At 45.0% G+C, this 20,328-nt stretch carries 17 protein-coding genes; 10 read left to right on the top strand and 7 right to left on the bottom strand.

Annotation, left to right across the window (positions count from 1 at the left end):
• The first annotated feature begins 9 nt into the window (after nt 1–9).
• From DW938_RS05635 to DW938_RS05615, 5 genes are read left to right on the top strand one after another with little or no spacing between them, the layout of a single operon-like run.
• Nucleotides 10–2,031 (top strand): transglutaminase family protein, encoded by a 2,022-nt coding sequence (locus DW938_RS05635; protein ID WP_118124149.1) that lies wholly within the window; start codon nt 10–12, stop codon nt 2,029–2,031.
• Nucleotides 2,028–2,558, top strand: a complete 531-nt coding sequence (locus DW938_RS05630) for a DUF4430 domain-containing protein (protein WP_117897180.1) — start codon at nt 2,028–2,030, stop codon at nt 2,556–2,558. Before DW938_RS05635 ends, DW938_RS05630 begins: the two co-directional genes overlap by 4 nt.
• The gene (locus tag DW938_RS05625; RefSeq protein WP_118124148.1) at nt 2,555–3,421 is read left to right on the top strand and encodes an energy-coupling factor transporter transmembrane component T; all 867 of its coding nucleotides are present in this window, start codon (nt 2,555–2,557) and stop codon (nt 3,419–3,421) included. Before DW938_RS05630 ends, DW938_RS05625 begins: the two co-directional genes overlap by 4 nt.
• The gene (locus DW938_RS05620; protein WP_118124147.1) at nt 3,394–5,034 is read left to right on the top strand and encodes an ABC transporter ATP-binding protein; all 1,641 of its coding nucleotides are present in this window, start codon (nt 3,394–3,396) and stop codon (nt 5,032–5,034) included. Before DW938_RS05625 ends, DW938_RS05620 begins: the two co-directional genes overlap by 28 nt.
• Nucleotides 5,024–5,710 carry an ECF transporter S component gene (locus tag DW938_RS05615; RefSeq protein WP_118124146.1) on the top strand — a complete coding sequence of 229 codons (687 nt, stop codon included), beginning with the start codon at nt 5,024–5,026 and terminating at the stop codon, nt 5,708–5,710. Before DW938_RS05620 ends, DW938_RS05615 begins: the two co-directional genes overlap by 11 nt.
• Before the next feature lie 31 nt (nt 5,711–5,741).
• On the opposite strand, the gene DW938_RS05610 is transcribed toward DW938_RS05615, so the two are convergent.
• Entirely contained in the window at nt 5,742–8,423 is a 2,682-nt protein-coding gene (locus DW938_RS05610) for a cation-translocating P-type ATPase (protein ID WP_242992401.1), read from the bottom strand.
• 180 nt (nt 8,424–8,603) lie between these two features.
• On the opposite strand from DW938_RS05610, the gene DW938_RS05605 reads away from it, so the two are divergent.
• On the top strand, nt 8,604–9,395 hold the full coding sequence (locus tag DW938_RS05605) for a Bax inhibitor-1/YccA family protein (protein ID WP_117863366.1): 792 nt from the start codon (nt 8,604–8,606) through the stop codon (nt 9,393–9,395).
• A 130-nt stretch (nt 9,396–9,525) separates the two neighbouring features.
• On the opposite strand, the gene DW938_RS05600 is transcribed toward DW938_RS05605, so the two are convergent.
• From DW938_RS05600 to DW938_RS05580, 5 genes are all read right to left on the bottom strand, one after another.
• On the bottom strand, nt 9,526–11,886 hold the full coding sequence (locus DW938_RS05600; RefSeq protein WP_118124144.1) for a phosphoketolase family protein: 2,361 nt from the start codon (nt 11,884–11,886) through the stop codon (nt 9,526–9,528).
• A 276-nt stretch (nt 11,887–12,162) separates the two neighbouring features.
• Nucleotides 12,163–12,483 (bottom strand): AzlD domain-containing protein, encoded by a 321-nt coding sequence (locus DW938_RS05595; RefSeq protein ID WP_022288164.1) that lies wholly within the window; start codon nt 12,481–12,483, stop codon nt 12,163–12,165.
• Nucleotides 12,477–13,187: an AzlC family ABC transporter permease gene (locus tag DW938_RS05590; RefSeq protein ID WP_118124143.1), complete on the bottom strand. Its 711-nt coding sequence runs from the start codon at nt 13,185–13,187 to the stop codon at nt 12,477–12,479. Before DW938_RS05590 ends, DW938_RS05595 begins: the two co-directional genes overlap by 7 nt.
• A 34-nt stretch (nt 13,188–13,221) precedes the next feature.
• Complete coding sequence (locus DW938_RS05585) at nt 13,222–13,752, bottom strand: isochorismatase family cysteine hydrolase (RefSeq protein ID WP_118124142.1); 531 nt, start codon at nt 13,750–13,752, stop codon at nt 13,222–13,224.
• Between the two features lie 591 nt (nt 13,753–14,343).
• On the bottom strand, nt 14,344–14,550 hold the full coding sequence (locus DW938_RS05580; RefSeq protein WP_022288161.1) for a DUF378 domain-containing protein: 207 nt from the start codon (nt 14,548–14,550) through the stop codon (nt 14,344–14,346).
• A 274-nt stretch (nt 14,551–14,824) separates the two neighbouring features.
• Here DW938_RS05580 and DW938_RS05575 point away from each other — a divergent pair, with 274 nt between their 5' ends.
• From DW938_RS05575 to DW938_RS05560, 4 genes are all read left to right on the top strand, one after another.
• The gene (locus DW938_RS05575) at nt 14,825–15,829 is read left to right on the top strand and encodes an aldose 1-epimerase (RefSeq protein WP_117927232.1); all 1,005 of its coding nucleotides are present in this window, start codon (nt 14,825–14,827) and stop codon (nt 15,827–15,829) included.
• 112 nt (nt 15,830–15,941) lie between these two features.
• A complete protein-coding gene (locus DW938_RS05570) occupies nt 15,942–18,401 on the top strand; it encodes a glycosyl transferase (RefSeq protein ID WP_118124141.1) in 2,460 nt (819 codons plus the stop codon).
• Between the two features lie 26 nt (nt 18,402–18,427).
• Nucleotides 18,428–18,940 carry a hypothetical protein gene (locus DW938_RS05565; RefSeq protein ID WP_118124140.1) on the top strand — a complete coding sequence of 171 codons (513 nt, stop codon included), beginning with the start codon at nt 18,428–18,430 and terminating at the stop codon, nt 18,938–18,940.
• Nucleotides 18,941–19,039: 99 nt separating this feature from the next.
• A complete protein-coding gene (locus DW938_RS05560) occupies nt 19,040–19,261 on the top strand; it encodes a helix-turn-helix domain-containing protein (RefSeq protein WP_242843639.1) in 222 nt (73 codons plus the stop codon).
• A gap of 120 nt (nt 19,262–19,381) precedes the next feature.
• Here DW938_RS05560 and argF read toward each other — a convergent pair whose 3' ends face one another.
• On the bottom strand, nt 19,382–20,296 hold the full coding sequence (argF, locus tag DW938_RS05555; RefSeq protein ID WP_022288156.1) for an ornithine carbamoyltransferase: 915 nt from the start codon (nt 20,294–20,296) through the stop codon (nt 19,382–19,384).
• Nucleotides 20,297–20,328 lie beyond the last annotated feature (32 nt).

Genomic DNA, 20,328 nt, shown 5'->3' with positions numbered 1-20,328 from the left:
GTGACAATTTTGACAGCAAGTGTTTGCTATGTGGAAAAGCACTTTTCAAAGGGTGTTTATATCATGCAGAGCCTATTTGGTGCAGTGACAATGCTCCTGCTGTCATTGTCGCTTGGTATGGGCTGGCGAGCCTTTGTTCTGGTAGGTGTGTGCATATTGACAGCCCTTGCAGGGGTATCAAAAAAGACTTTGCCTATACCATTTTTTGCCGCACTATTGTCGGCGGTGATATTCCACAAGAAGTTTTTAACAAGCCTTGCAGGGCTTTTGAACTGCGTCTTGACCGCCCACGGTAAAAGCGCAGGAGTAGTGGAAATGCTTGTGGAAAAAAGCTCAGACCCTTGGTTTGCTCTTTGCGTGGGTGCAGTGATAGTTTCCACAGTGCAGAGCATTTTCAGCCGTCTTGACAGCAGAGTTTTTACAGTGGCAATGCTTGCGCTGTTTTTGTGCGCAGGTATCTTTATTGATATCCCTCTGTACTATGCCACTGCAGAAGTTGCGTTAGGTATCCTTGCATTGACGTTTCCCGGCAGCATAAAAGGCGATTTGAAGCCCTTTGTGCTTATACTTACAGCATTTTGCGCAGTGCTTCTAGCCTGCCTGACAGGGCTTTTTGATAAGCTTTCCAACTTTGCCTTTGCCGATCGCTTTAATACGAAAAGTGAGTATGAGATCATAATGGAGCACCCACAGCCCTTGTATCTTCTGGAGAGCCGTTTTGAGAAAGAAACTAACGGCGTGTGGGGGGAGCTTAGCGGTGAGGAGAAATATGCCTACTCAGACGAGTTTTATTGGCTTGATAAGCTTGATCTCTCACCGGCTTTTCAGACCGCTTTGCTTGACAATGCCATTGGTATATCCGACAGCGGCAATGTTACAGTAAACATCAAAAATGGCGGAAAGCCCCTTTATACTTATGGCATGACCGCCGCAGAGAACGCTTTTTCCGACCCAAAGATAATAGGCGGAAGCTTTGAGAACACCAAAAGCTATTACAGGCTTGCGGTGTCGGAAGGCTATCTCACAAAGCCTTTTGGCACATTTGATACCCTGCGCACTTCTGAGCCTGCGGATTATCTTGCCGCAGAAAAGGGTTATCGTGACTATGTTTATTCCACCTGCCTTGACATATCAGCCGAGGACAAACAGCTTGCCGCAAACCATTTTGATCTGCAAGGTTCTCAGGGTAAACTGCGGTCTGATATGCTAAGCTTTTTTGTGTCAGACACAGTGCTTGACAGGTCAAAGACCTATGGGGGCGAAAGCTCTTTTGCAGATATGCTTGAGGTAACTTGCCGTGGGGGCGAGGAGGATTTTGCTGCCGCCGCTGTGAAGATCTTCCGTGCAAAGGGCGTTCCTGCCAGACTTTGCAGAGGATATTTTATCACATCAGATATGACCAAAGGCCTTACAGATAACTCAGCCCTGACCGTCACTTCAAAACAGCTCCACTATTGGGCGGAGTATTACAAAGACGGCATAGGCTGGCAGCCTTTCGAGGTCTGCCCCGATTATGTTGGCATGATAAAAACTGACGACAGCTCTGTAAAAGCAAAGCCCACCAACCAAGGCGGCGAAGCCCTTGCTCCCGAGGACGAGGACAAACCAAGGGAAGAGATCTTTGAGGAGAACAAGACTAAACCTGCGGAGAAAAGCTATGCGGTATATATCGTTATCGGTGCGGTAATACTTATACTCTGCCTTATTGTGGCAATAATAGCTTTGGTAAGAAAAAGAAAGTTTGCCGCTCTGCCTGACAGCAAAAAGGTGGAGAAGCTGTTCTTTGCAGGCAGAAAAAAGCTTTGCGGCAGGGATTTCTCAGACCATACGCCAAGGGAGCTTTCCGAGAGCATAAAAAAGACCTTTGGCGCTGATATGGCGGAAAGCTTCGCAGAGTGCGAGAAAATATACGAAAAGGCGAGATTTTCAAGGCTCGAGATAACCAAAGAGGAAATGGCAGTGGTTAAAAATTTCGCAGATCAGGCAAAGAAAGCCAAAAAGCTCAAAGTTCAGGAGGGAGCAGAAAAGTGAAAAAGGATATCGCTCTGCTCATAGTCATAATTTTAGCAGCGGCAGCGGTCATAAAGGGAGTTGATATCCAGTCTGTTGACGAGTATTACAGCCTGCACAGCGACGATACCGCAAATGCCGCTCACACTGTCACTCTGACAGTGGATTGCTCTGATATTTTGGATAATTACGATATGCTTGACAAAAATCTCCGTGACGAGTGCTATGTTCCCTCAGACGGCATTGTTATGCCTGCGGAAAAATATGTCCTCCGTGAGGGCGACACCGCCTTTGATCTGTTGGAAAAAGCTACAAGGTGCGGGAAGATACCACTTGATTATCAAGGCTCAGAGGATAACATTTACAACACGGTGTATGTCCGTGGCATAAACAATATCTACGAGTTTTCCTGCGGTCCGTCCTCAGGGTGGACCTATACGGTAAATGGCGAAAGCCCCGATAAGGGCTGTTCACAGTATGTCCTCAATGACGGTGACAGCGTGGAGTTTTACTACGTTTGCGACTACACAAAGGAGGCGGTGAAATGAGGTTGTCAGCTTTTCACCCTTTGACCGCCCTTGTGTATTTTGCGGCTGTGCTTGCGGGGACAATGTTCTGCTTTTCACCAGCCGTTGGTATATGCTCGGCAGTGGGAGCGTTCCTGTTCTGTGCCATAACTCAAAGCTGTAGACAGACCGCATCAGACCTTGCTTTCTACATCTTTCTTACCGCCGTTTTGACTGTCACAAATCCACTTTTTTCACATAAGGGCGTAACGCCGCTGTTTTTCGTAAACGGCAAGGCTTACACAAAGGAAGCACTTTTTTATGGCTTGACCGCCGGCTTATCCCTCACCGCTGTGATAATGTGGTGCAAAGCTCTTGGAAAGGTGCTTACAAGGGAAAAGCTCCTATACATTTTCGGTCGAAAAACGCCAAAAGCTGCCCTTGTGATAACAATGACAATGGGCTTTATCCCAAAGCTCAAAAGGCTTCACAGACAGCTTTTGGACTCTTTGAACTGCTCTGGTGCGAACATCTCCGACAGCCGTTTTGACCGCCTGAAAAAAGACTGCACAGTGTTCACAGCCCTTTGTGCAGGCACGCTTGAAAGGGGAGCGGACACAGCCGCTTCAATGAAAGCCCGTGGTTATGGTATCCAGAAACGAAGCTTTGCACACTCGTTCAAGTTCAGAGCATGGGACGGCATTTTTGTGGCGGTTTTTGCAGTTATCTTTGCATTGGTGCTGATATTTTCCGCAAAGGGCGAGCTGTCCGCCGCTTTTTACCCTGTGATAAAGCTTGAAAACAGCGTTTTTCCTGTGGGAATGTTCGCATTACTATGCGTTTTCCCGTTTATTCTTGAAGTAAAGGAGAGCATAAAATGGAAATATTGTCTTGCGAAAATGTAGCTTTCAAATATAACGAAAGCACGGACTATGCCATTTCTGACTGCACTTTTTCAGTGAAAAAAGGCGAAAAAATAATGCTCTGCGGTGCTTCGGGAAGCGGAAAATCTACTTTGCTCAGGCTTCTGAAAAGAGAGCTTTCCCCAAGGGGCGAGCTTTCCGGAAACATCACCCGTATGGGCAAGGGAAGAAGCGAACTTTCTGCCCGTGAAAGTGCCGAAAAGATAGGCTTTGTAATGCAAAGCCCTGACAGCCAGACGGTATGCGACAAAGTATCGGCTGAGCTTGCTTTCGGGCTTGAAAGCTTTGGTGTGAAAAGTGGAGAGATACAAAGCCGTGTTGGTGAAATGGCGGCTTTTTTCGGTATCGAGCCGCTCTATGACAGGGATATCTCCACACTTTCGGGCGGTCAGAAACAGCTCGTTGCTCTGTGTTCCGTCATGACCACAGACCCTGATATCCTGCTTCTGGACGAGCCTACCGCACAGCTCGACCCCGTTGCCGCAAGGGAGCTTCTTGGCATTTTAGACCGCCTTAACAAAGAAATGGGCGTGACTATCATCATTGCCGAGCATGATCCCGAGGAGCTTTTTGACTCCTGCGACAAAATTTTGTATCTTGCAAAGGGCAAAACCGAGTTTTTCGGAACGCCTGCCTTGACTGCAAAATATTTTGTGGAGAACGCTCTGGAGGGTTTTCTTCCTGAAACATCAAAGGCTTTCTCAGGGCTTTGCGACGACCTGCCCCTCAATGTAAGACAAGGCAGGGCGAAGCTTGAAAAGCTTGGCGTGACGGATATTCCAAAGCAGGCTGTCACTGATACAGAACGTGCTGAGCCTTATGCCCTGCAGTGCAAAAATCTGTGGCAGAGATATGAAAAAAACTCTCCCGATATCCTCAAAAGCTGTGACCTTGGTATCAGAAAAGGGGAGTGCTATGGGCTTTTAGGCTCGAACGGCGGCGGAAAATCAACGCTTTTGCGTGTGATATGCGGACTTTGCAAGCCTTATATGGGCACTGTTTCACTTTTCGGGAAAAAGCAGAAAGCCTATAAAAACGGCTCGCTTTTTCGTGAAATGCTTGCATTTTTGCCCCAAGAGCCTGTGACAATGTTTGTAAAAGAAAGCGTCCGTGAGGATCTTTTGCAAAGCGGTGACAAAGTCACAGTGGAAAATGTTTCACAGCGCATGGGCATAGAACATCTTCTTGATCGCCACCCTTGGGATCTCAGCGGCGGCGAGATACAGAAATGTGCCTTTGCGAAGATACTTCTTGCCGACCCGAAAATAATTGTCCTGGACGAGTGTACAAAAGGCATGGACAGTTTCGCCAAAAAGGCTCTTGGTGATATTCTTTTGGGCCTAAAAGCCGAGGGCAGGACGATACTTCTCGTGACCCATGACCTTGAATTTGCCGCACAATACTGCGACAGGTGCGGACTTCTTTTTGACGGGAAGATAGTCGCAGAGGATAATGCCGTGGAGTTTTTCTCCCACAATCGCTTTTACACCACCGCCGCCGCAAGGCTCACAAGGGGCTTTTTCAGTGGTGCAGTGACGTCAACAGCCGTAAGAGAACGGCTCGAAATGGTGAAAAGAGGTCTAAATGAGCAGTAAAAAACTTGTGTCAGGGCTTATCTATCTTCTTGTCATACCCCTTGTGTGCTTTGGCGGCATAATGTTTTTCAGAGAACGCTTCTATTCTTTCGTCACCGCCGCACTTGCCATTCTTACCGTGGCAGGCTATTTTCTCCACTTTGAGAAAAAGCACTCCGACAGTACACAGCTTGTGATAATAGCCGCCATGACCGCATTGTCCGTTTTCGGCAGGATAGTTTTCAGCTTTCTGCCGGGCTTTAAGCCCTGCACCGCTATCGTTATCATAACCGCCCTCTATATGGGAAGAGAATCGGGCTTTATGACAGGCGCAATGACTGCCCTTATCTCAAACTTCTATTTCGGACAAGGTGCGTGGACGCCTTTTCAAATGCTGGTGTGGGGTCTGACCGGATATTTTGCAGGAATGTTGGCTGATAAGCTTATAAAAAGCAAGCCGCTTCTCGTGACCTACGGCATAATCTCAGGAACGGCATTCTCTCTTATCATGGACTTGTGGAGCTGTCTGTGGGCTGATAACACCTTTATTCTCAGCAGATACCTTGCCCTTGTTGGCTCGTCAGCTTTTTTTACCCTTATATACGCAGTTTCCAACGTGTTCTTCCTGCTGGTTTTATCAAAACCCTTCGGCAGGATATTTAAAAGACTGGATAAAAAATATGGATTAAAAAATTAGACCGACAAAGCTCTGCCCTGTCGGTCTTTTGCTATCCCTGCGGGGCGTTCACTGTTACGTCAGGAGATTTTTTGCCCATAAAAAGCTTTGGTATTATACCTGCCCCAACAGGCACGATAGCCGCCGCTGCCGCCGCCACAAGAAACTCTCCAAGGCTCGGAACGGCTGTGAAAAATACCTTTTGCAGAACAGGGAGCCATATGCCTGCAAACAGCGCTAATGCTGATATGAATACAGAGAAAAGCAGGAATGGGTTTGAAAGATAAGGCACAGTGAAAATTGTCTTATCTTCCGATTTACATTCAAACACATGGATAAGCTGACTAAGTACAAGTGTTATAAGCGCACCTGTTCTTGCAGTGCCGAGAGAATGGGTGTTAGTGAGCAGAACAGTGAAGCTTGCAAGGGTGCAGATACCGATAAGAAGCCCTCTTATGACGATACGCCACATAAGACCGCCGCTGAAAAAGCTGTCGTCCTCTTTTCTAGGGGGCTTTTTCATTACCGAGCTTTCCACAGGCTCAAGCCCCAGCGCAATTGCAGGCAGGCTGTCTGTAACAAGATTTACAAGAAGTATCTGAGCTGGAAGCAGTACCATTGGAAGGCCCATTAAAATTCCACCGAGCATTGTAATGACCTCTCCTATGTTGCAGGAAATAAGGTAGCGCACGAATTTTCTTATGTTCTGATATATGGTCCTGCCCTCCTCAACGGAGTTCACAAGGGTGGCAAAATTATCGTCAAGAAGTATCACGTCAGCCGCCTGCTTTGTGACCTCTGTACCTGATATTCCCATTGATACACCTATGTCGGCTTCTTTTATAGCAGGTGCGTCGTTTACCCCGTCGCCTGTCATTGCACAAACGTGCCCACGGCTTTTGAATGCCTTTACTATCCTGAGCTTGTGTTCAGGTGTCACCCTTGCGAACACACGGCAGTTTTCTATTACCTCGTCAAGCTGTTTGTCGTCCATTCTGTCAAGCTCGTCGCCTGTCAAAGCGATAGAACCTGCTTTCATAATGCCGGCTTCTTTTGCAATAGCCTGTGCAGTGAGCTTGTGGTCGCCTGTTATCATAACTGTCTTTATGCCTGCACGCTGACATTCCGCCACCGCCTTTGCGGCTTCAGCCCTGAGAGGGTCTTTCATTGCCATTAGTCCAAGAAAAGCCCATTCCCCGTCCACCTGCTGTGAAAATGCTATCACACGCAGACCTTTTGAAGCGTATTCGTTACACTTGTCAAAAGCCTGTTTTCTCATTGCTCCGCCAAATGTCAAAAGCTCGCCGCTGTCAGAAAAAACGTGGCTGCATTCTTTTATGATAACGTCAAAAGCGCCTTTCCTGAATGCCGTTGTAACCCCCTTTTCGTCAGCGCATATTACAGTCATGGAGCGTGTTTCACTTTCAAAAGGCAGCTCGTCAGTTCGTCTGTAACCAAGGGAGCTGACGTTTATACCTGAGTTTGCGCAGGCTATGAGTATAGCTGTTTCTGTAGGGTCGCCCTCTGCACAAAGCTCGCTTTGCCTGCCGCCTCTGTCACGTTTTTTTATCTTCTCAGGAGGGCAGAGCCTTGCGTTGTTGCAGGCTGCGCCGCACAAAAGTATCCTGCCAAGGTCAGGGCTTTCCCATGCTTTGAGGGCTTTGTCATCAAAGCTTGCTCCCTCTTTTGTTACGCCGTAAGCACGGCTTTTCTCGGTGCAGGTGAAAATGTCAGTAACTGTCATTTTATTCATTGTCACAGTGCCTGTCTTGTCAGTGCAGATAACAGTCGCACAGCCGAGTGTTTCCACTGAATGAAGCCTGTGTACAAGTGCTTGACGCTTTAGCATTTTTCTGACCGCAAGGGCAAGCGCTATAGTCACAGTGGCAGGCAAGCCCTCAGGTATTGCGGCAATGGCTATGGTTATTCCTGTCATTGCCATGTTGAGAACAGGTTCGCCCCTTAGTACGCCTGCAAGAAAGACTATCACACACACTGCAAGGCAGATGATAGCAAGAGTTTTGCCAAGCTCTCCGAGTTTCTTTTGCAATGGAGTTTCAGGCTCTTTTATCTCATCAAGCATAGTTGAGACCCTGCCCATTTGGCTTCGCTCACCTGTTGCCACCGCCGTGACCTCCCCAACGCCCTTTGTGACAACTGTTCCCATGTATACCATGTAATCCTTGTTCAAAGCGGTAAAATCTATCTCAGATGTACGGCATTTCTTTACCGCAGGCACAGCTTCGCCGGTGAGTGCGGATTCGTCGCATGATAACGCCCTTGATGAGTTTATGTAGCCGTCGCAAGGCACTCTGTCACCTGCTTCGAGAGTAAAAACATCTCCTGCCACGACCTCCGATGCAGGAATTTTCACAAGCCTGCCGTCACGATATACCATGGCGGTGGGAGCGGTCATGTTTTCAAGCTTTTCCAGAGTTTTTTCACAGCGGTATTCCTGAATAAATCCCAGCGCAGCGTTAATGATAACTATAAGCACGATAGGCACAGCGTCAGCATATTGCCCAAGTGCTACGGATATCACCACCGACACAAGAAGTATCATCACCATAACGTCATGAAACTGTCCTGCAAAAATTTTCGCCGCAGAGGTCTTTTTCTTTTTGGCAAGGCGGTTCTCTCCGTCCGTACTGAGCCGCTTTTCAGCTTCCGCAGTTGTTAGCCCCTTTCTTGTGGTCTGGTTTTCCGTAAGCTTCTTTTCAAGTATATCCAGCACAATGTATCTTCCTTTCCGATTTTTTGGCTTTTGCCTTTGTTTATATCATATGCGGACAAGTCCGAAAAAATAACTTTGCACTTTTGCCTGAAAAATCATATTGACTTTTTTAAGAAAATATGTATAATAGTATATAAGCCAAAAAATAAATATTGGCGAAAAAATAAAGGAGGCAAATTCATGAACGATTATAATAATTTTTCTGAAAGCTATTCAAATCCACGAGTGAAAAAGCTGCGCTCTTTTGCACAGTCCACTTACGGCATGGAGGCGGCAAGCTATAAGGGCATTGCAATGAAGACCTTGTATTTTGTTGCAGTTTTCGCCGCAGGCATGGGAGCATATTTTTACATTCACAACTTCTTCGGCGGTGGTGCGCAGGCTTTTTCCACTGAGTATACTATCTTTGTCGGCGCTCTTATTGCAACAGCAATAGCAGGACTTGTGGCTTCATTCGCTCCGAAAACAACGGCGGTAACAGGCTCTATCTATTCCGCAGGCATGGGATATGCCCTCACCTTTATGTCAATGATCTACGCAATGCAGTGGAAAGGCATAATAGTTGAAGCCGTTACACTGACGCTTCTCACAGTTGCAGTGCTTGCAGTTATCTATTCAAAGGGCGTTCGTGTGGGAAGCAGAATGAAAACTGCTCTTATCACCTGCCTTTGGGTCTCTATCATAGGCGGATTGCTTTTCATGCTTCTTGCATGGCTCGCACCTCATTCAGCTATCTACACTTCAATCGTTGCAATAAACAACGGCCCTATCGGCATACTTTTCGCTGTTATTGGCGTTCTTATCGCCGCAGCGCTTCTTATGTGCGATTTTGAAACTATCCAGATGACAGTTGAACAGGGGCTTCCTGCTCAGTATGAATGGTATGCAAGCTATGGTCTTATCGTAGGCGTTATTTATCTTTATCTTAAAATACTGAACCTTCTTGCAAAGATAGCAAACAACAGAAAGTAATTTATAGACTTAGCACTTTTTATCCCTCGTCGCAAGGCGGGGGATATTTTTATGCACAAAAAAGGAACTCCCGAATAAACGGAAGTCCCTTTTTGTGTGGGTATATTTAATTAATAGAAAGGCTTTTTTATCAGATATCCCATTTCCAATCTCTGATCTCAGGCATATCAAGACCATACTCAGCAATATACTGCTTGTGTTCAACAAGCTTGTCCTGCATGAGCTGGTGGAGATAAGCGCCTGTGTTTCCGAGCTGTGGAAGTCTCTTGATAACTTCCATAACAAGGTGGAAACGGTCTATCTCGTTTTGAACTCTCATGTCGAATGGGGTTGTGATCGTACCCTCCTCGTTGTAGCCGCATACATAAAGGTTGCGGTTGTGACGGTGATAGAGAAGCTCGTGGATAAGTGTAGGATAGCCGTGAAATGCAAATACGATAGGCTTGTCCTTTGTGAACAGTGCGTCAAAGTCAGCGTCGGAAAGTCCGTGTGGGTGCTTTGACTGTGGCTGAAGCTTGAACAGGTCAACAACGTTGATAAATCTTATCTTTACCTGTGGAAGATTCTTTCTCAGGATAGTTACTGCTGCAAGTGCTTCAAGTGTAGGTGTGTCGCCGCAGCAAGCCAGAACAACGTCAGGCTCCTGACCCTGATCGTTTGAAGCCCATTCCCAGATACCGATACCCTGTGTGCAGTGCTTAACAGCCTGCTCCATTGTGAGCCACTGCTGTCTTGGGTGCTTTGATGTTACCATTACGTTTACATAGTTCTTTGAACGTATGCAGTGATCAAAGCATGACAGCAGACAGTTTGTGTCCGGTGGGAGATACATTCTTACAACGTCTGCTTTCTTGTTTGCAACGTGATCGAGGAAACCCGGATCCTGATGTGTAAATCCGTTGTGATCCTGCTGCCATACATTAGAAGAAAGTATGTAGTTAAGTGAAGCTATCTTCTGTCTCCATGGGAGCTGTGAAGTAACTTTGAGCCACTTAGCGTGCTGTGAGAACATTGAGTCAACTATTCTGATGAAAGCCTCATAGCTTGCGAAGAAACCATGGCGGCCTGTGAGCAGATAGCCCTCCAGCCAGCCCTCGCACATATGCTCAGATAGCATAGAGTCCATAACACGACCGTCAGCGGCAAGAAACTCGTCGTTGTCGAGCTTGTCAGCGTTCCAATCTCTGTTTGTTGCCTCAAAGACCTTGCCAAGTCTGTTTGACATTGTCTCGTCAGGTCCGAAGATACGGAAGTTTCTGCTTTCTTCATTAAGCTTGAATATATCTCTTACAAATCCGCCAAGCTCTATCATATCCTGTGCTTCAACTGCACCAGGAGCAGGCACATCAATGCCGTATTTCCTGAAATCAGGAAGTCTGAGATCTCTCAGAAGAAGTCCGCCGTTGGCGTGTGGGTTTGCACCCATTCTTCTGTCGCCTGTAGGAGCAAGCTCCTCAAGCTCAGGGATAAGTCTGCCCTCTTTTGTGAAAAGCTTCTCAGGGTGATAGCTCTTGAGCCAATCCTCAAGCATTTTCAAATGCTCAGGAGCTTCCATTGTCATTGGTACCTGATGCGCTCTGAATGTACCCTCTATCTGCTTGCCGTCTACAACCTTCGGACCTGTCCAGCCCTTTGGTGAACGGAATATTATCATAGGCCACTTTGGTCTTTCAGTAACGCCGTTTTCTCTTGCGTTCTTCTGGATAGCCTTTATTTCCTCGATAACAGTGTCAAGAGTTTCAGCCATGAGCTTGTGCATTGTCATAGGATCGTCGCCCTCGACAAAGTATGGCTTCCAGCCGCAACCCTCAAAGAAGCTCTTTATCTCTTCATGAGAAATTCTTGAGAATACAGTTGGATTTGATATCTTGTAGCCGTTAAGGTGAAGTATAGGAAGTACGGCACCGTCAGTCTTAGGATTCAGGAACTTGTTTGAGTGCCATGCTGTTGCAAGAGGACCGGTTTCAGCCTCACCGTCGCCGACAACGCAAGTTGTGATAAGGTCAGGGTTGTCGAATACAGCACCGAATGAGTGTGCAAGTGAATAACCAAGCTCACCGCCCTCGTTTATAGAACCTGGGGTTTCAGGCGCAACGTGTGATGAGATTCCTCCTGGGAAAGAAAACTGCTTGAACAGTTTCTGCATACCCTCAACATCTCTTGAAATGTTAGGATATACCTCAGAATAAGAGCCTTCAAGATAGGTGTTGGCTACCATGAAGTTTCCTCCGTGACCAGGGCCTGAAATATAGATCATGTCAAGGTCATATTTCTTGATGACTCTGTTAAGGTGAACATAGATAAAGTTCTGACCAGGTACAGTACCCCAGTGACCAACTATCTTTTTCTTGACGTGATCCATTGTGAGCGGCTCACGGAGAAGCGGATTGTCAAGCAGATAGAGCTGACCTGCCGAAAGATAATTGGCAGCTTCCCAATACCTGTTCATTTTCTCCAAGAGCTCAGGAGAAATGTTCATTGTGTCTGACATTGCAATACCTCCATATATTTTGTCATAGATCAAAAAAACAGTAAACGTTTTCACACAATAAGATTATATCACAGCCCAGAATTTTTTGCAAGAAAAGAATATGAAACTAGCCGAAAATTTTATACTCCATTTACGACATTTCATATGCTATATAAAAATAGTAATAATAAAGACCTCTCCGCATATAGCAGAAAGGTCAAAGTATGTCTAAATAACAGTAAAGAACATATGCAACGTCCTTAGCCGGTAGGCTGTCGAGGACGCCAGCCCCTACATTTAGATAAGCTGACAAATAAGTATCACGCAGAAGCTTGCAAGGCAGGCAAATGCCGCAACTATGATAAGGCTTTTTTCCTTGAATGCAAGCACGCAGGCTGTTATAAGTCCTGCTATGGAAGCCGCAAGGTTTCCCGTTGAGAATAGTATGGACGGGAACGTCATTGCTCCAAGCACCGCATATGGCACATAGTAAAGAAAGCTTTGCACAAATCTGTTTGTTATCTTGCCCTTGAATATCACCAACGGCAGGGCACGAATAAGATAGGTCACTCCTGCCATAATGAAAAGATAAATGAAGAAATCTCTTATACTCAGCATTGACCGTCCTCCTCATTTTTCACAGGCATGAGAGCCGCCATTATCCCTGCGGAAAGAACGGTGCAGATTATTATGGAAAATCCTCCGGATACCTTATTAAGAATAGGCAGCCACTTGAAACAACAGCTAAGAAGAGCCGCAAATATCGCCGCCATTGCAATGCCCTTGTTTTTCTTTGCAGGCGGTATTATTATTGCAAGGAACATTCCGTATATTGCAATGCTAAGTGCACTTATGACTATCTCAGGAAGTATTTTTCCTGCCGCCGCACCTATAAGAGTCCCCAGCGACCAGCCTGCTACAGGTAAAGCGATAAGCCCATACATATACTGCCTTGAAACTTTCCCTATATTTCCCATTGCCATGACAAATATCTCGTCTGTCACTCCGAAGCCTACCAGCCAGCGGTGTATTCCCGACAGTGACTTGTCAGCTTTCTGTGATAGAGATATTGACATAAGTGCATACCTCAGGTTGATGATAAACTGGGCACAAGCCATTTCTATCCAGAAACCGCCCCCCGACAGCATAATGTCAAGTCCTGCAAACTGACCTGCCGAGGTCACATTGCAAATAGAGATAAGCACAGTTTCCCACCAGCTCAGACCACCTTTTACGCCTTGAAGTCCAAATGTAAAAGATACCGAAAGATACCCCAAAGCAATAGGTATGCCGTCTTTAAGACCTTTTTTGAAACCACTCATAAATCATTCCGCCGAAGCGGTGTTCCCCCTCAAATCAAAAATTATCTATCCTGCACTGACATGACGCCATTGTAACAAGTGCCGCCTTGTGGCTTTCTTCCGTTACTCCTGCGCAGGCGTTTGCGTCAACTATGACCTCGCATTCAGGACAAAAAGCTTTTATTAGCAAAGCGTTTGATACCACGCAAATGTCTGTGCAAAGTCCGCAAAGCTCTATCTCGTCCCCTGCCTTTGTTATTTCAGCAAGGTGCTGTGCAAGCTCAGCCGAGCCGAATGTGCTTTTTTCATAGACCTCTGCGCTTCCACCGATAGCCTCAGCTACCTGAGTCTCAGGCTGCCAGCCCTCGGTGCCTTTTATGCAATGCTCCACAGGGAGCTTTTTTCCCTCAGGCGTTTCAAGATAATCCTTGAAATGCGTGTCAAGGGTCATGAATACAGTGCTGCCCTGAGCCTTGTAACTGCGTATTTTTTCACAGACAGCAGGAACGATCGTTTCTGCCATTTTTGAACCAAGACTGCCCGTGACAAAATCATTCTGCATATCAACAACTATAAGATATCTCATATTCTATTTACTCCTTTCTCTCACGACGAAAACGTTTTGACAGGTAAGAACTGACATATTGTTTTATTAGTCCATAAAGTAACATTATAACTCTAAAATATGAATTTTTCAACGTGTGCATAAAATGGGCAAAAAAAATGCTGAGCAACGGTGCTCAGCAGAAAATAAAATAAAAAAACTATGTGTAGAACAAAAGAAAGGAGACAACAAAACGGATGTTAAATCAAACAAATTATGTTCAATATCCTTAACATCAATTAAATTATAACCTCTTTTGTAGCGATAGTCAAGAAAAAGTTGCAAAGAACTTGTTAATTTTCTGAAAATTCGGGATTTTGCACAAATATTTCGTTGACATTATGCTAACAATGACATCTGCGTGAGGTCTGAACTTAAATCGACTTAAAAAAGTAAAATATCTTATCCATTTTTAGCGTCTGTGATGTTCAAATTTTAATGTTTAAATCAAAAAAAATAAGGTCATGACAGCAGGAAAGAGAGCCGATTTTAGAATATGCAGCAGGCAAACCCGTGATAAAATGCTGCCCTCTGAAACAAGCTCCCTCTCCTGCCGCCATGACCTGCAGGGGACTACTGCTCGGTGACAAGTCTGTTGTCTTTGAAAAACAGTGAAATGCACCAGATAGCCGAAATAGCTACCAAAACGTAGATGATCCTGCTTAGTATCGCCGCAGCACCTCCGAAAAGAAATGCCACAAGGTCGAACTGGAAAATGCCCACAAGCCCCCAGTTTATGCCGCCTATTATGAGAAGCAGCAGTGCGATCCTATCTATCATGAGAAACTCCTCCTTTGATTGTTAAAAATATAGAGCAGTCCGTCTGTCAGCGGGCTGTTAATTGTAGTATTGTCATATTTTTTTGGATTATTCATTGAACGTTTGGTAAAAAACTACTAAAAAACACAGCGAAAATTCTATATAAAAATCTGCGTTTTGTACTAGACAAAAGCGACGGGCTATGTTATAATAATTGTATGTTAATCGTTTAAGTAAAAATGTATGGTAAGGCGTGAGGCAGATCATCGCTTTGCACTATGGGGGCGTTACTTTTTTGAATAATATAGACCTTAAATTCATGTTTAAAGATACGGAATGTGTCAGAATGCAGTCGGGAAAGTATTCCTGCGTTATCGCACCAAAACTTGGTGCTGCTGTGCTGAGGCTTCGTGACGAGGAAAACGGCATAGAGGTGTTCAGATATCGTGATGACTGCACTCTCAAGACTATAAATAAGGCGAGAGAGATATGGGGACTGCCTACTCTTTTCCTGCCTAATCGCTTTGATAAGGGCATTATAAAGACCTCTGACGCAGTGTATCAAATGCCTGTAAATGAGAAAAAGCTTGATAATTTTATCCATGGCTGGGTGCATAAGAGAGAACACGAAATAGAGTGTTATTCAACACAGGATAAAAAAGCTGTGCTTGTTACTTCTTATACCTTTGACAAGAATGACGAGATGTATTCTTATTTTCCGGTGGATTTTAAAATATCCTATACGTTTACGCTTTCTGAAAACGGTCTTTTGCAGGAGATATACCTGACAAACAACAGCGACAAGGCTCTGCCTGTTTCCATATGTACTCATACCTGCCTTAATGCGCCAATGTGCGACGGCGGCAGGGAGGAATCAATGAGAATGTGCGTGCCGATAATCGAAAAGTGCGAGCTTGACAAGAGATGTCTGCCAACAGAAAAGCTTTTGCCTCTTAAAAAGAAAGACCTTGAATATAAAGAGGGTACAAAAATGCCTACCCTGCATAATATCTCAAACGATATGTACACCGCAGGCATGAACAAGCTTGACGGTAAGGACTTCTATGGCTCTTATGTTGTGGATACTGACAATGGTCATAAGGTTTGCAACGAGGTGTCAAAAGAATTTAAGTTCTGGAATATGTGGAACGATAAGGGCAATAAAGGATATTTCTGCCCTGAACCAATGACAGCTATGATAAACTCTCCTAATCTCAGCCTGCCTAACGAAGTGAGCGGATATGAGGAGATAACAAAGGGTCACACATTCAAGTGCTGGCAGAGATTCTTTACTGAATAATAGAAAATGCAGTAGGGGTGAACTGAGGTCACCCATTGATATATGCATTTGTATGGGTTATAATTAAGAAATTAATTAACAATAGATAAAATACGAAAGGTGGAAATTATTGATGAAATTTGGTCATTTTGATGACGTGAAAAAGGAATATGTCATCAGCAATCCAAGAACGCCATATCCATGGATAAACTATCTTGGCACACAGGAGTTCTTCTCACTTATCTCCAACACAGCAGGAGGCTATTCCTTCTATAAGGACGCAAGACTGAGAAGAATAACTCGTTATCGTTACAACAACGTGCCTATCGACATGGGCGGAAGATATTTCTATATCAAAGACGGCGAAACTATCTGGAATCCGGGCTGGTCACCGGTAAAGACAGAGCTTGACGCTTATGAGTGCCGTCATGGTATGGGCTATACTATCATCACAGGTAAGAAGAACGGACTTAAGGCTGAGGCTACATTCTTTGTTCCTCAGAACTATAACGGCGAAGTTCAGCAGGTAGTTCTCACAAACGAGAGCAATGAAGAAAAAACATTCTCATTCTTCTCATTTGCAGAGTGGTGTCTTTGGGACGCTCAGGACGACTGCACAAACTTCCAGAGAAACTTTAGCACAGGACGTGTTGAGGTAGTAGGTTCAACTATCTATCACAAGACAGAATACAGAGACAGAAGAGATCACTTTGCATTCTATACAGTAAATGATGAGATAGACGGCTATGATACAGACAGAGATTCATTTATCGGTCTTTATAACGGTTTCCATAACCCACAGGCTGTTGAAGCAGGCAAGGCTAACAACTCATTTGCAGACGGCTGGTCACCTATCGCTTCACACTACATGAAGATAACACTTGCTCCGGGCGAGTCAAAGACCCTTGTATTTATCCTCGGCTATGTTGAAATGCCTGTTGACAAGAAGTTCGAGGCTGACGGCGTTACTATCAATAAGGAAAAGGCTCTCGCAATGATCGAGCAGTATAACACTCCTGAAAAGGTAGCCGCAGGTCTTGAAGAGCTCAAGGCAACTTGGGACAGACTTCTCAGCGTTATAAATGTTGACACACCTGATGATAAGGTAAACAGAATGGTAAACATCTGGAACCAGTATCAGTGCATGGTAACATTCAACCTTTCACGTTCCGCATCATATTTCGAGAGCGGTATCGGCAGAGGAATGGGCTTCAGAGATTCCAATCAGGATATCCTCGGCTTCGTTCATCAGATACCGGACCGTGCAAGACAGCGTATCATCGACATCGCTTCTACACAGCTTCCTGACGGCGGCTGCTATCATCAGTATCAGCCTCTTACAAAGAAGGGCAACTCCGATATCGGCGGCGACTTCTCAGACGACCCACTGTGGATGATCCTTTCAGTTTCCGCATATATCAAGGAAACAGGCGATTGGTCTATCCTCGACGAAATGGTGCCATACGACAATGACGAGTCAAAGGCTAAGCCAATGCTCGATCACCTTAAGGTATCATTCTATCACGTTGTAAATAACCTCGGCCCTCACGGTCTGCCACTTGCAATGAGAGCTGACTGGAACGATTGTATCAACCTTTCATGCTATTCTGACACTCCGGGCGAGAGCTTCCAGACTTATACAAACCCTAAGTTCGCAGCTGAGGGCGGTTACTCGAAGGTAGCTGAGTCTGTAATGGTGGCAACACTCTTTACATACACAGGCCCTAACTATGTGTCTATCCTCAAGCACCTTGGCAAGGACGATGAGGCTGCCGCAGCACAGGCTGAGATCGACAAGATGAAGAAGAACGTTATGGAATCTGCATTTGACGGCGATTGGTTCCTGAGAGCTTACGATTCCACAGGCGCAAAAATGGGTTCTAAGGAATGTGAAGAGGGCAAGATATTCATCGAACCACAGGGCTTTGCAGTTATGTCTGAAATAGGCAAGGACGAGGGCGCTGACATCAAGACACTTGATTCTATCGACAAGTACCTCAATACAAAGTATGGTCTTGTTCTTAACAACCCTGCTTACTCAAAGTACTATATCCAGTATGGTGAGATATCCACATATCCGGGCGGATATAAGGAGAATGCCGGTATCTTCACACACAACAACGCATGGATAATCTGTGCAGAAGCATACGCAGGCAGAGGCGACAAGGCGTTCGAGTATTACAGCAAGATAGCTCCTGCATTCAACGAGGAGATATCTGATCTTCATAAGACAGAGCCTTATGTATACGGTCAGATGATAGCTGGTAAGGACGCAAGCAGATTTGGCGAGGGCAAGAATAGCTGGCTCACAGGTACAGCCGCATGGAACATGGTAGCTATTTCACAGTACATTCTCGGAGTACAGGCTGACTTTGACGGCTTGAAGATAGATCCATCTATCCCTCACGAGTGGGACGGCATGACAGCAACACGTCAGTACAGAGGTGCAACATACAACATCACTGTTAAGAACCCTGACCACGTTTGCAAGGGCGTAAAGAGCGTAACTGTTGACGGCAAGGCAGTAGAGGGCAATGTTCTCCCTGTAGCTGAAAATGGTGCAACAGTAAATGTTGAGGTCGTAATGGGCTAAGCAATACAAATTTTAAAGGCGAGATTATGTTTTTTTGGAAAGACAAAGAAAAAAATAAACCAACTACAATTGAGCATCCTGTATTAGGAACTTTGATTAAAAAAACAGATTGGTACACAAAGAAGAGCTTTATCATTACATTATGGGATAAAACTTTTGACCTGTATCTATGTATATACTCAAATCAAAAAGATGCTGTAATTTCATTTGAACAAGAAGAAGCAATCAGATATTATCTTAATAATCAGATTCAAATCGAACGAGATATTCAAAAAATGTTGTTGAATTTTTTTCACACTTCAGATTGTTCTTTGATTGAAAAGAGTATACAAATTGAAGGATTGAATTTTACAAGGAATGGAGCTATCAGCATTGGTTTAATAGCTGATTTTTCTGATGAGTTTCTTGAAAAACATATTGGAGAAGATGTTATTTTTACAGATTCTTTTGGGATGTCAGTTTATCCGATTAAGGCGGTGCTTCCAAATGAGAAAGTATATTACAACTTCAATAATAAATACGAAGGAGACCAGCTTTAATATGAATGTGTTTGACAGCATAATTACCGGACTTAACGAGGCAGTTGACTACGAAAAAGGTAAAATTTCTGCTAAAAAACAACTCTTAGAATAGAGCCTTTGCCTGATATATCTGCTGAAGATATAAAAGCGATCCGAAAAAAGCTGGGATTTACGCAGGCGGTATTTGCCGCGGTGATCGGAGTTTCGACAAAAACTGTTGAGGCGTGGGAAACAGGTACGAACCAGCCTATCGGTCCTGCACGCAGAATGATCTCACTCATTCAGTTTGACCCAGAAATTCTGCAAAGCTACCATATCGTAAATGAAAATGTTATTTAACTATGACCGCAGTTCTTTGAGGACTGCGGATCTTTTTATCCCGTCACATCAAAGACCTTTTTGATGTGTTCAACACAAAAAAGCCGCCCACCAGCGTGGACGGCTTTTGTCATATGCGAATTATTCCTGCGGCCCCATTACTTTGACCATAACGGCTTTCTGTGCATGAAGTCTGTTTTCAGCTTCCTCGAATATCTCATTTGCGTGAGCCTCGAATACCTTTTCGGTTATCTCCTCCTCACGGTGAGCAGGCAGACAGTGCTGTACCATTGCGTCAGCCTTTGCAACAGCCATGATATCGTCATTTATCTGATAGCCCTTGAATGCGATCTTTCTCTTCTCAGTCTCAGCTTCCTCGCCCATTGAAGTCCAAACGTCTGTGAAAAGTACGTCAGCGTCCTTTGCAGCCTCAAGAGGAACGTCTGTCATTGAGAACTTGTCGCCGTAGCCCTTAGCAAATTCAAGAACCTCAGCAGCAGGCTGATAATCCTTAGGGCAAGCGATAGAAACTTCCATGCCTACTTTAAGTCCACCAACGATAAGCGAGTTTGCCATGTTGTTGCCGTCGCCAATGTAGCACATTTTCAGACCCTCAAAGCGACCCTTGAACTCTCTGATAGTCATAAGGTCAGCAAGCACCTGACAAGGGTGGCAGAAGTCTGTCAGACCATTTATTATTGGGATAGAGCCATATTTAGCAAGATCCTCAACCTCTTTCTGCTCAAAAGTACGGATCATGATGCCGTCAAGGTAACGTGAAAGAACACGGGCTGTGTCCTGAACAGGCTCGCCTCTGCCTATCTGGAGGTCACGGTTTGAAAGGAAAAGTGCCTGACCGCCAAGCTGGTACATACCTGTTTCAAAAGAAACTCTAGTACGGGTAGAGGACTTCTGGAATATCATTCCGAGAGTTTTGCCTTTAAGAATGTGATGCTCGATACCGTTTTTGTTTTCGTATTTGAGCTGGTCTGCAAGATTGAGAATGTCGAGGATTTCCTCCTTGGAAAGGTCGAGCATTTTAAGTAAATGTTTCATAATATTTCCTCCGTAATTGATTTTTATTTGGT

The organism is Ruminococcus sp. AM43-6, assembly GCF_003461785.1.
Classification (GTDB): Bacteria; Bacillota; Clostridia; order Oscillospirales; family Ruminococcaceae; genus Hominimerdicola; species Hominimerdicola aceti.
Note: the sequence above shows the minus strand (reverse complement) of the source record. Positions and strands in the feature narration are given on the sequence as shown.

What these genes read in the sequence shown, in the direction of transcription:
- DW938_RS05625 (WP_118124148.1), top strand. Translation starts at nt 2,555, where the DNA reads ATGAGGTTGTCAGCTTTTCACCCTTTGACCGCCCTTGTGTATTTTGCG.
- DW938_RS05620 (WP_118124147.1), top strand. Translation starts at nt 3,394, where the DNA reads ATGGAAATATTGTCTTGCGAAAATGTAGCTTTCAAATATAACGAAAGC.
- DW938_RS05615 (WP_118124146.1), top strand. Translation starts at nt 5,024, where the DNA reads ATGAGCAGTAAAAAACTTGTGTCAGGGCTTATCTATCTTCTTGTCATA.
- DW938_RS05605 (WP_117863366.1), top strand. Translation starts at nt 8,604, where the DNA reads ATGAACGATTATAATAATTTTTCTGAAAGCTATTCAAATCCACGAGTG.
- DW938_RS05600 (WP_118124144.1), bottom strand. Translation starts at nt 11,886, where the DNA reads ATGTCAGACACAATGAACATTTCTCCTGAGCTCTTGGAGAAAATGAAC.
- DW938_RS05595 (WP_022288164.1), bottom strand. Translation starts at nt 12,483, where the DNA reads ATGCTGAGTATAAGAGATTTCTTCATTTATCTTTTCATTATGGCAGGA.
- DW938_RS05590 (WP_118124143.1), bottom strand. Translation starts at nt 13,187, where the DNA reads ATGAGTGGTTTCAAAAAAGGTCTTAAAGACGGCATACCTATTGCTTTG.
- DW938_RS05585 (WP_118124142.1), bottom strand. Translation starts at nt 13,752, where the DNA reads ATGAGATATCTTATAGTTGTTGATATGCAGAATGATTTTGTCACGGGC.
- DW938_RS05580 (WP_022288161.1), bottom strand. Translation starts at nt 14,550, where the DNA reads ATGATAGATAGGATCGCACTGCTGCTTCTCATAATAGGCGGCATAAAC.
- DW938_RS05570 (WP_118124141.1), top strand. Translation starts at nt 15,942, where the DNA reads ATGAAATTTGGTCATTTTGATGACGTGAAAAAGGAATATGTCATCAGC.
- DW938_RS05565 (WP_118124140.1), top strand. Translation starts at nt 18,428, where the DNA reads ATGTTTTTTTGGAAAGACAAAGAAAAAAATAAACCAACTACAATTGAG.
- argF (WP_022288156.1), bottom strand. Translation starts at nt 20,296, where the DNA reads ATGAAACATTTACTTAAAATGCTCGACCTTTCCAAGGAGGAAATCCTC.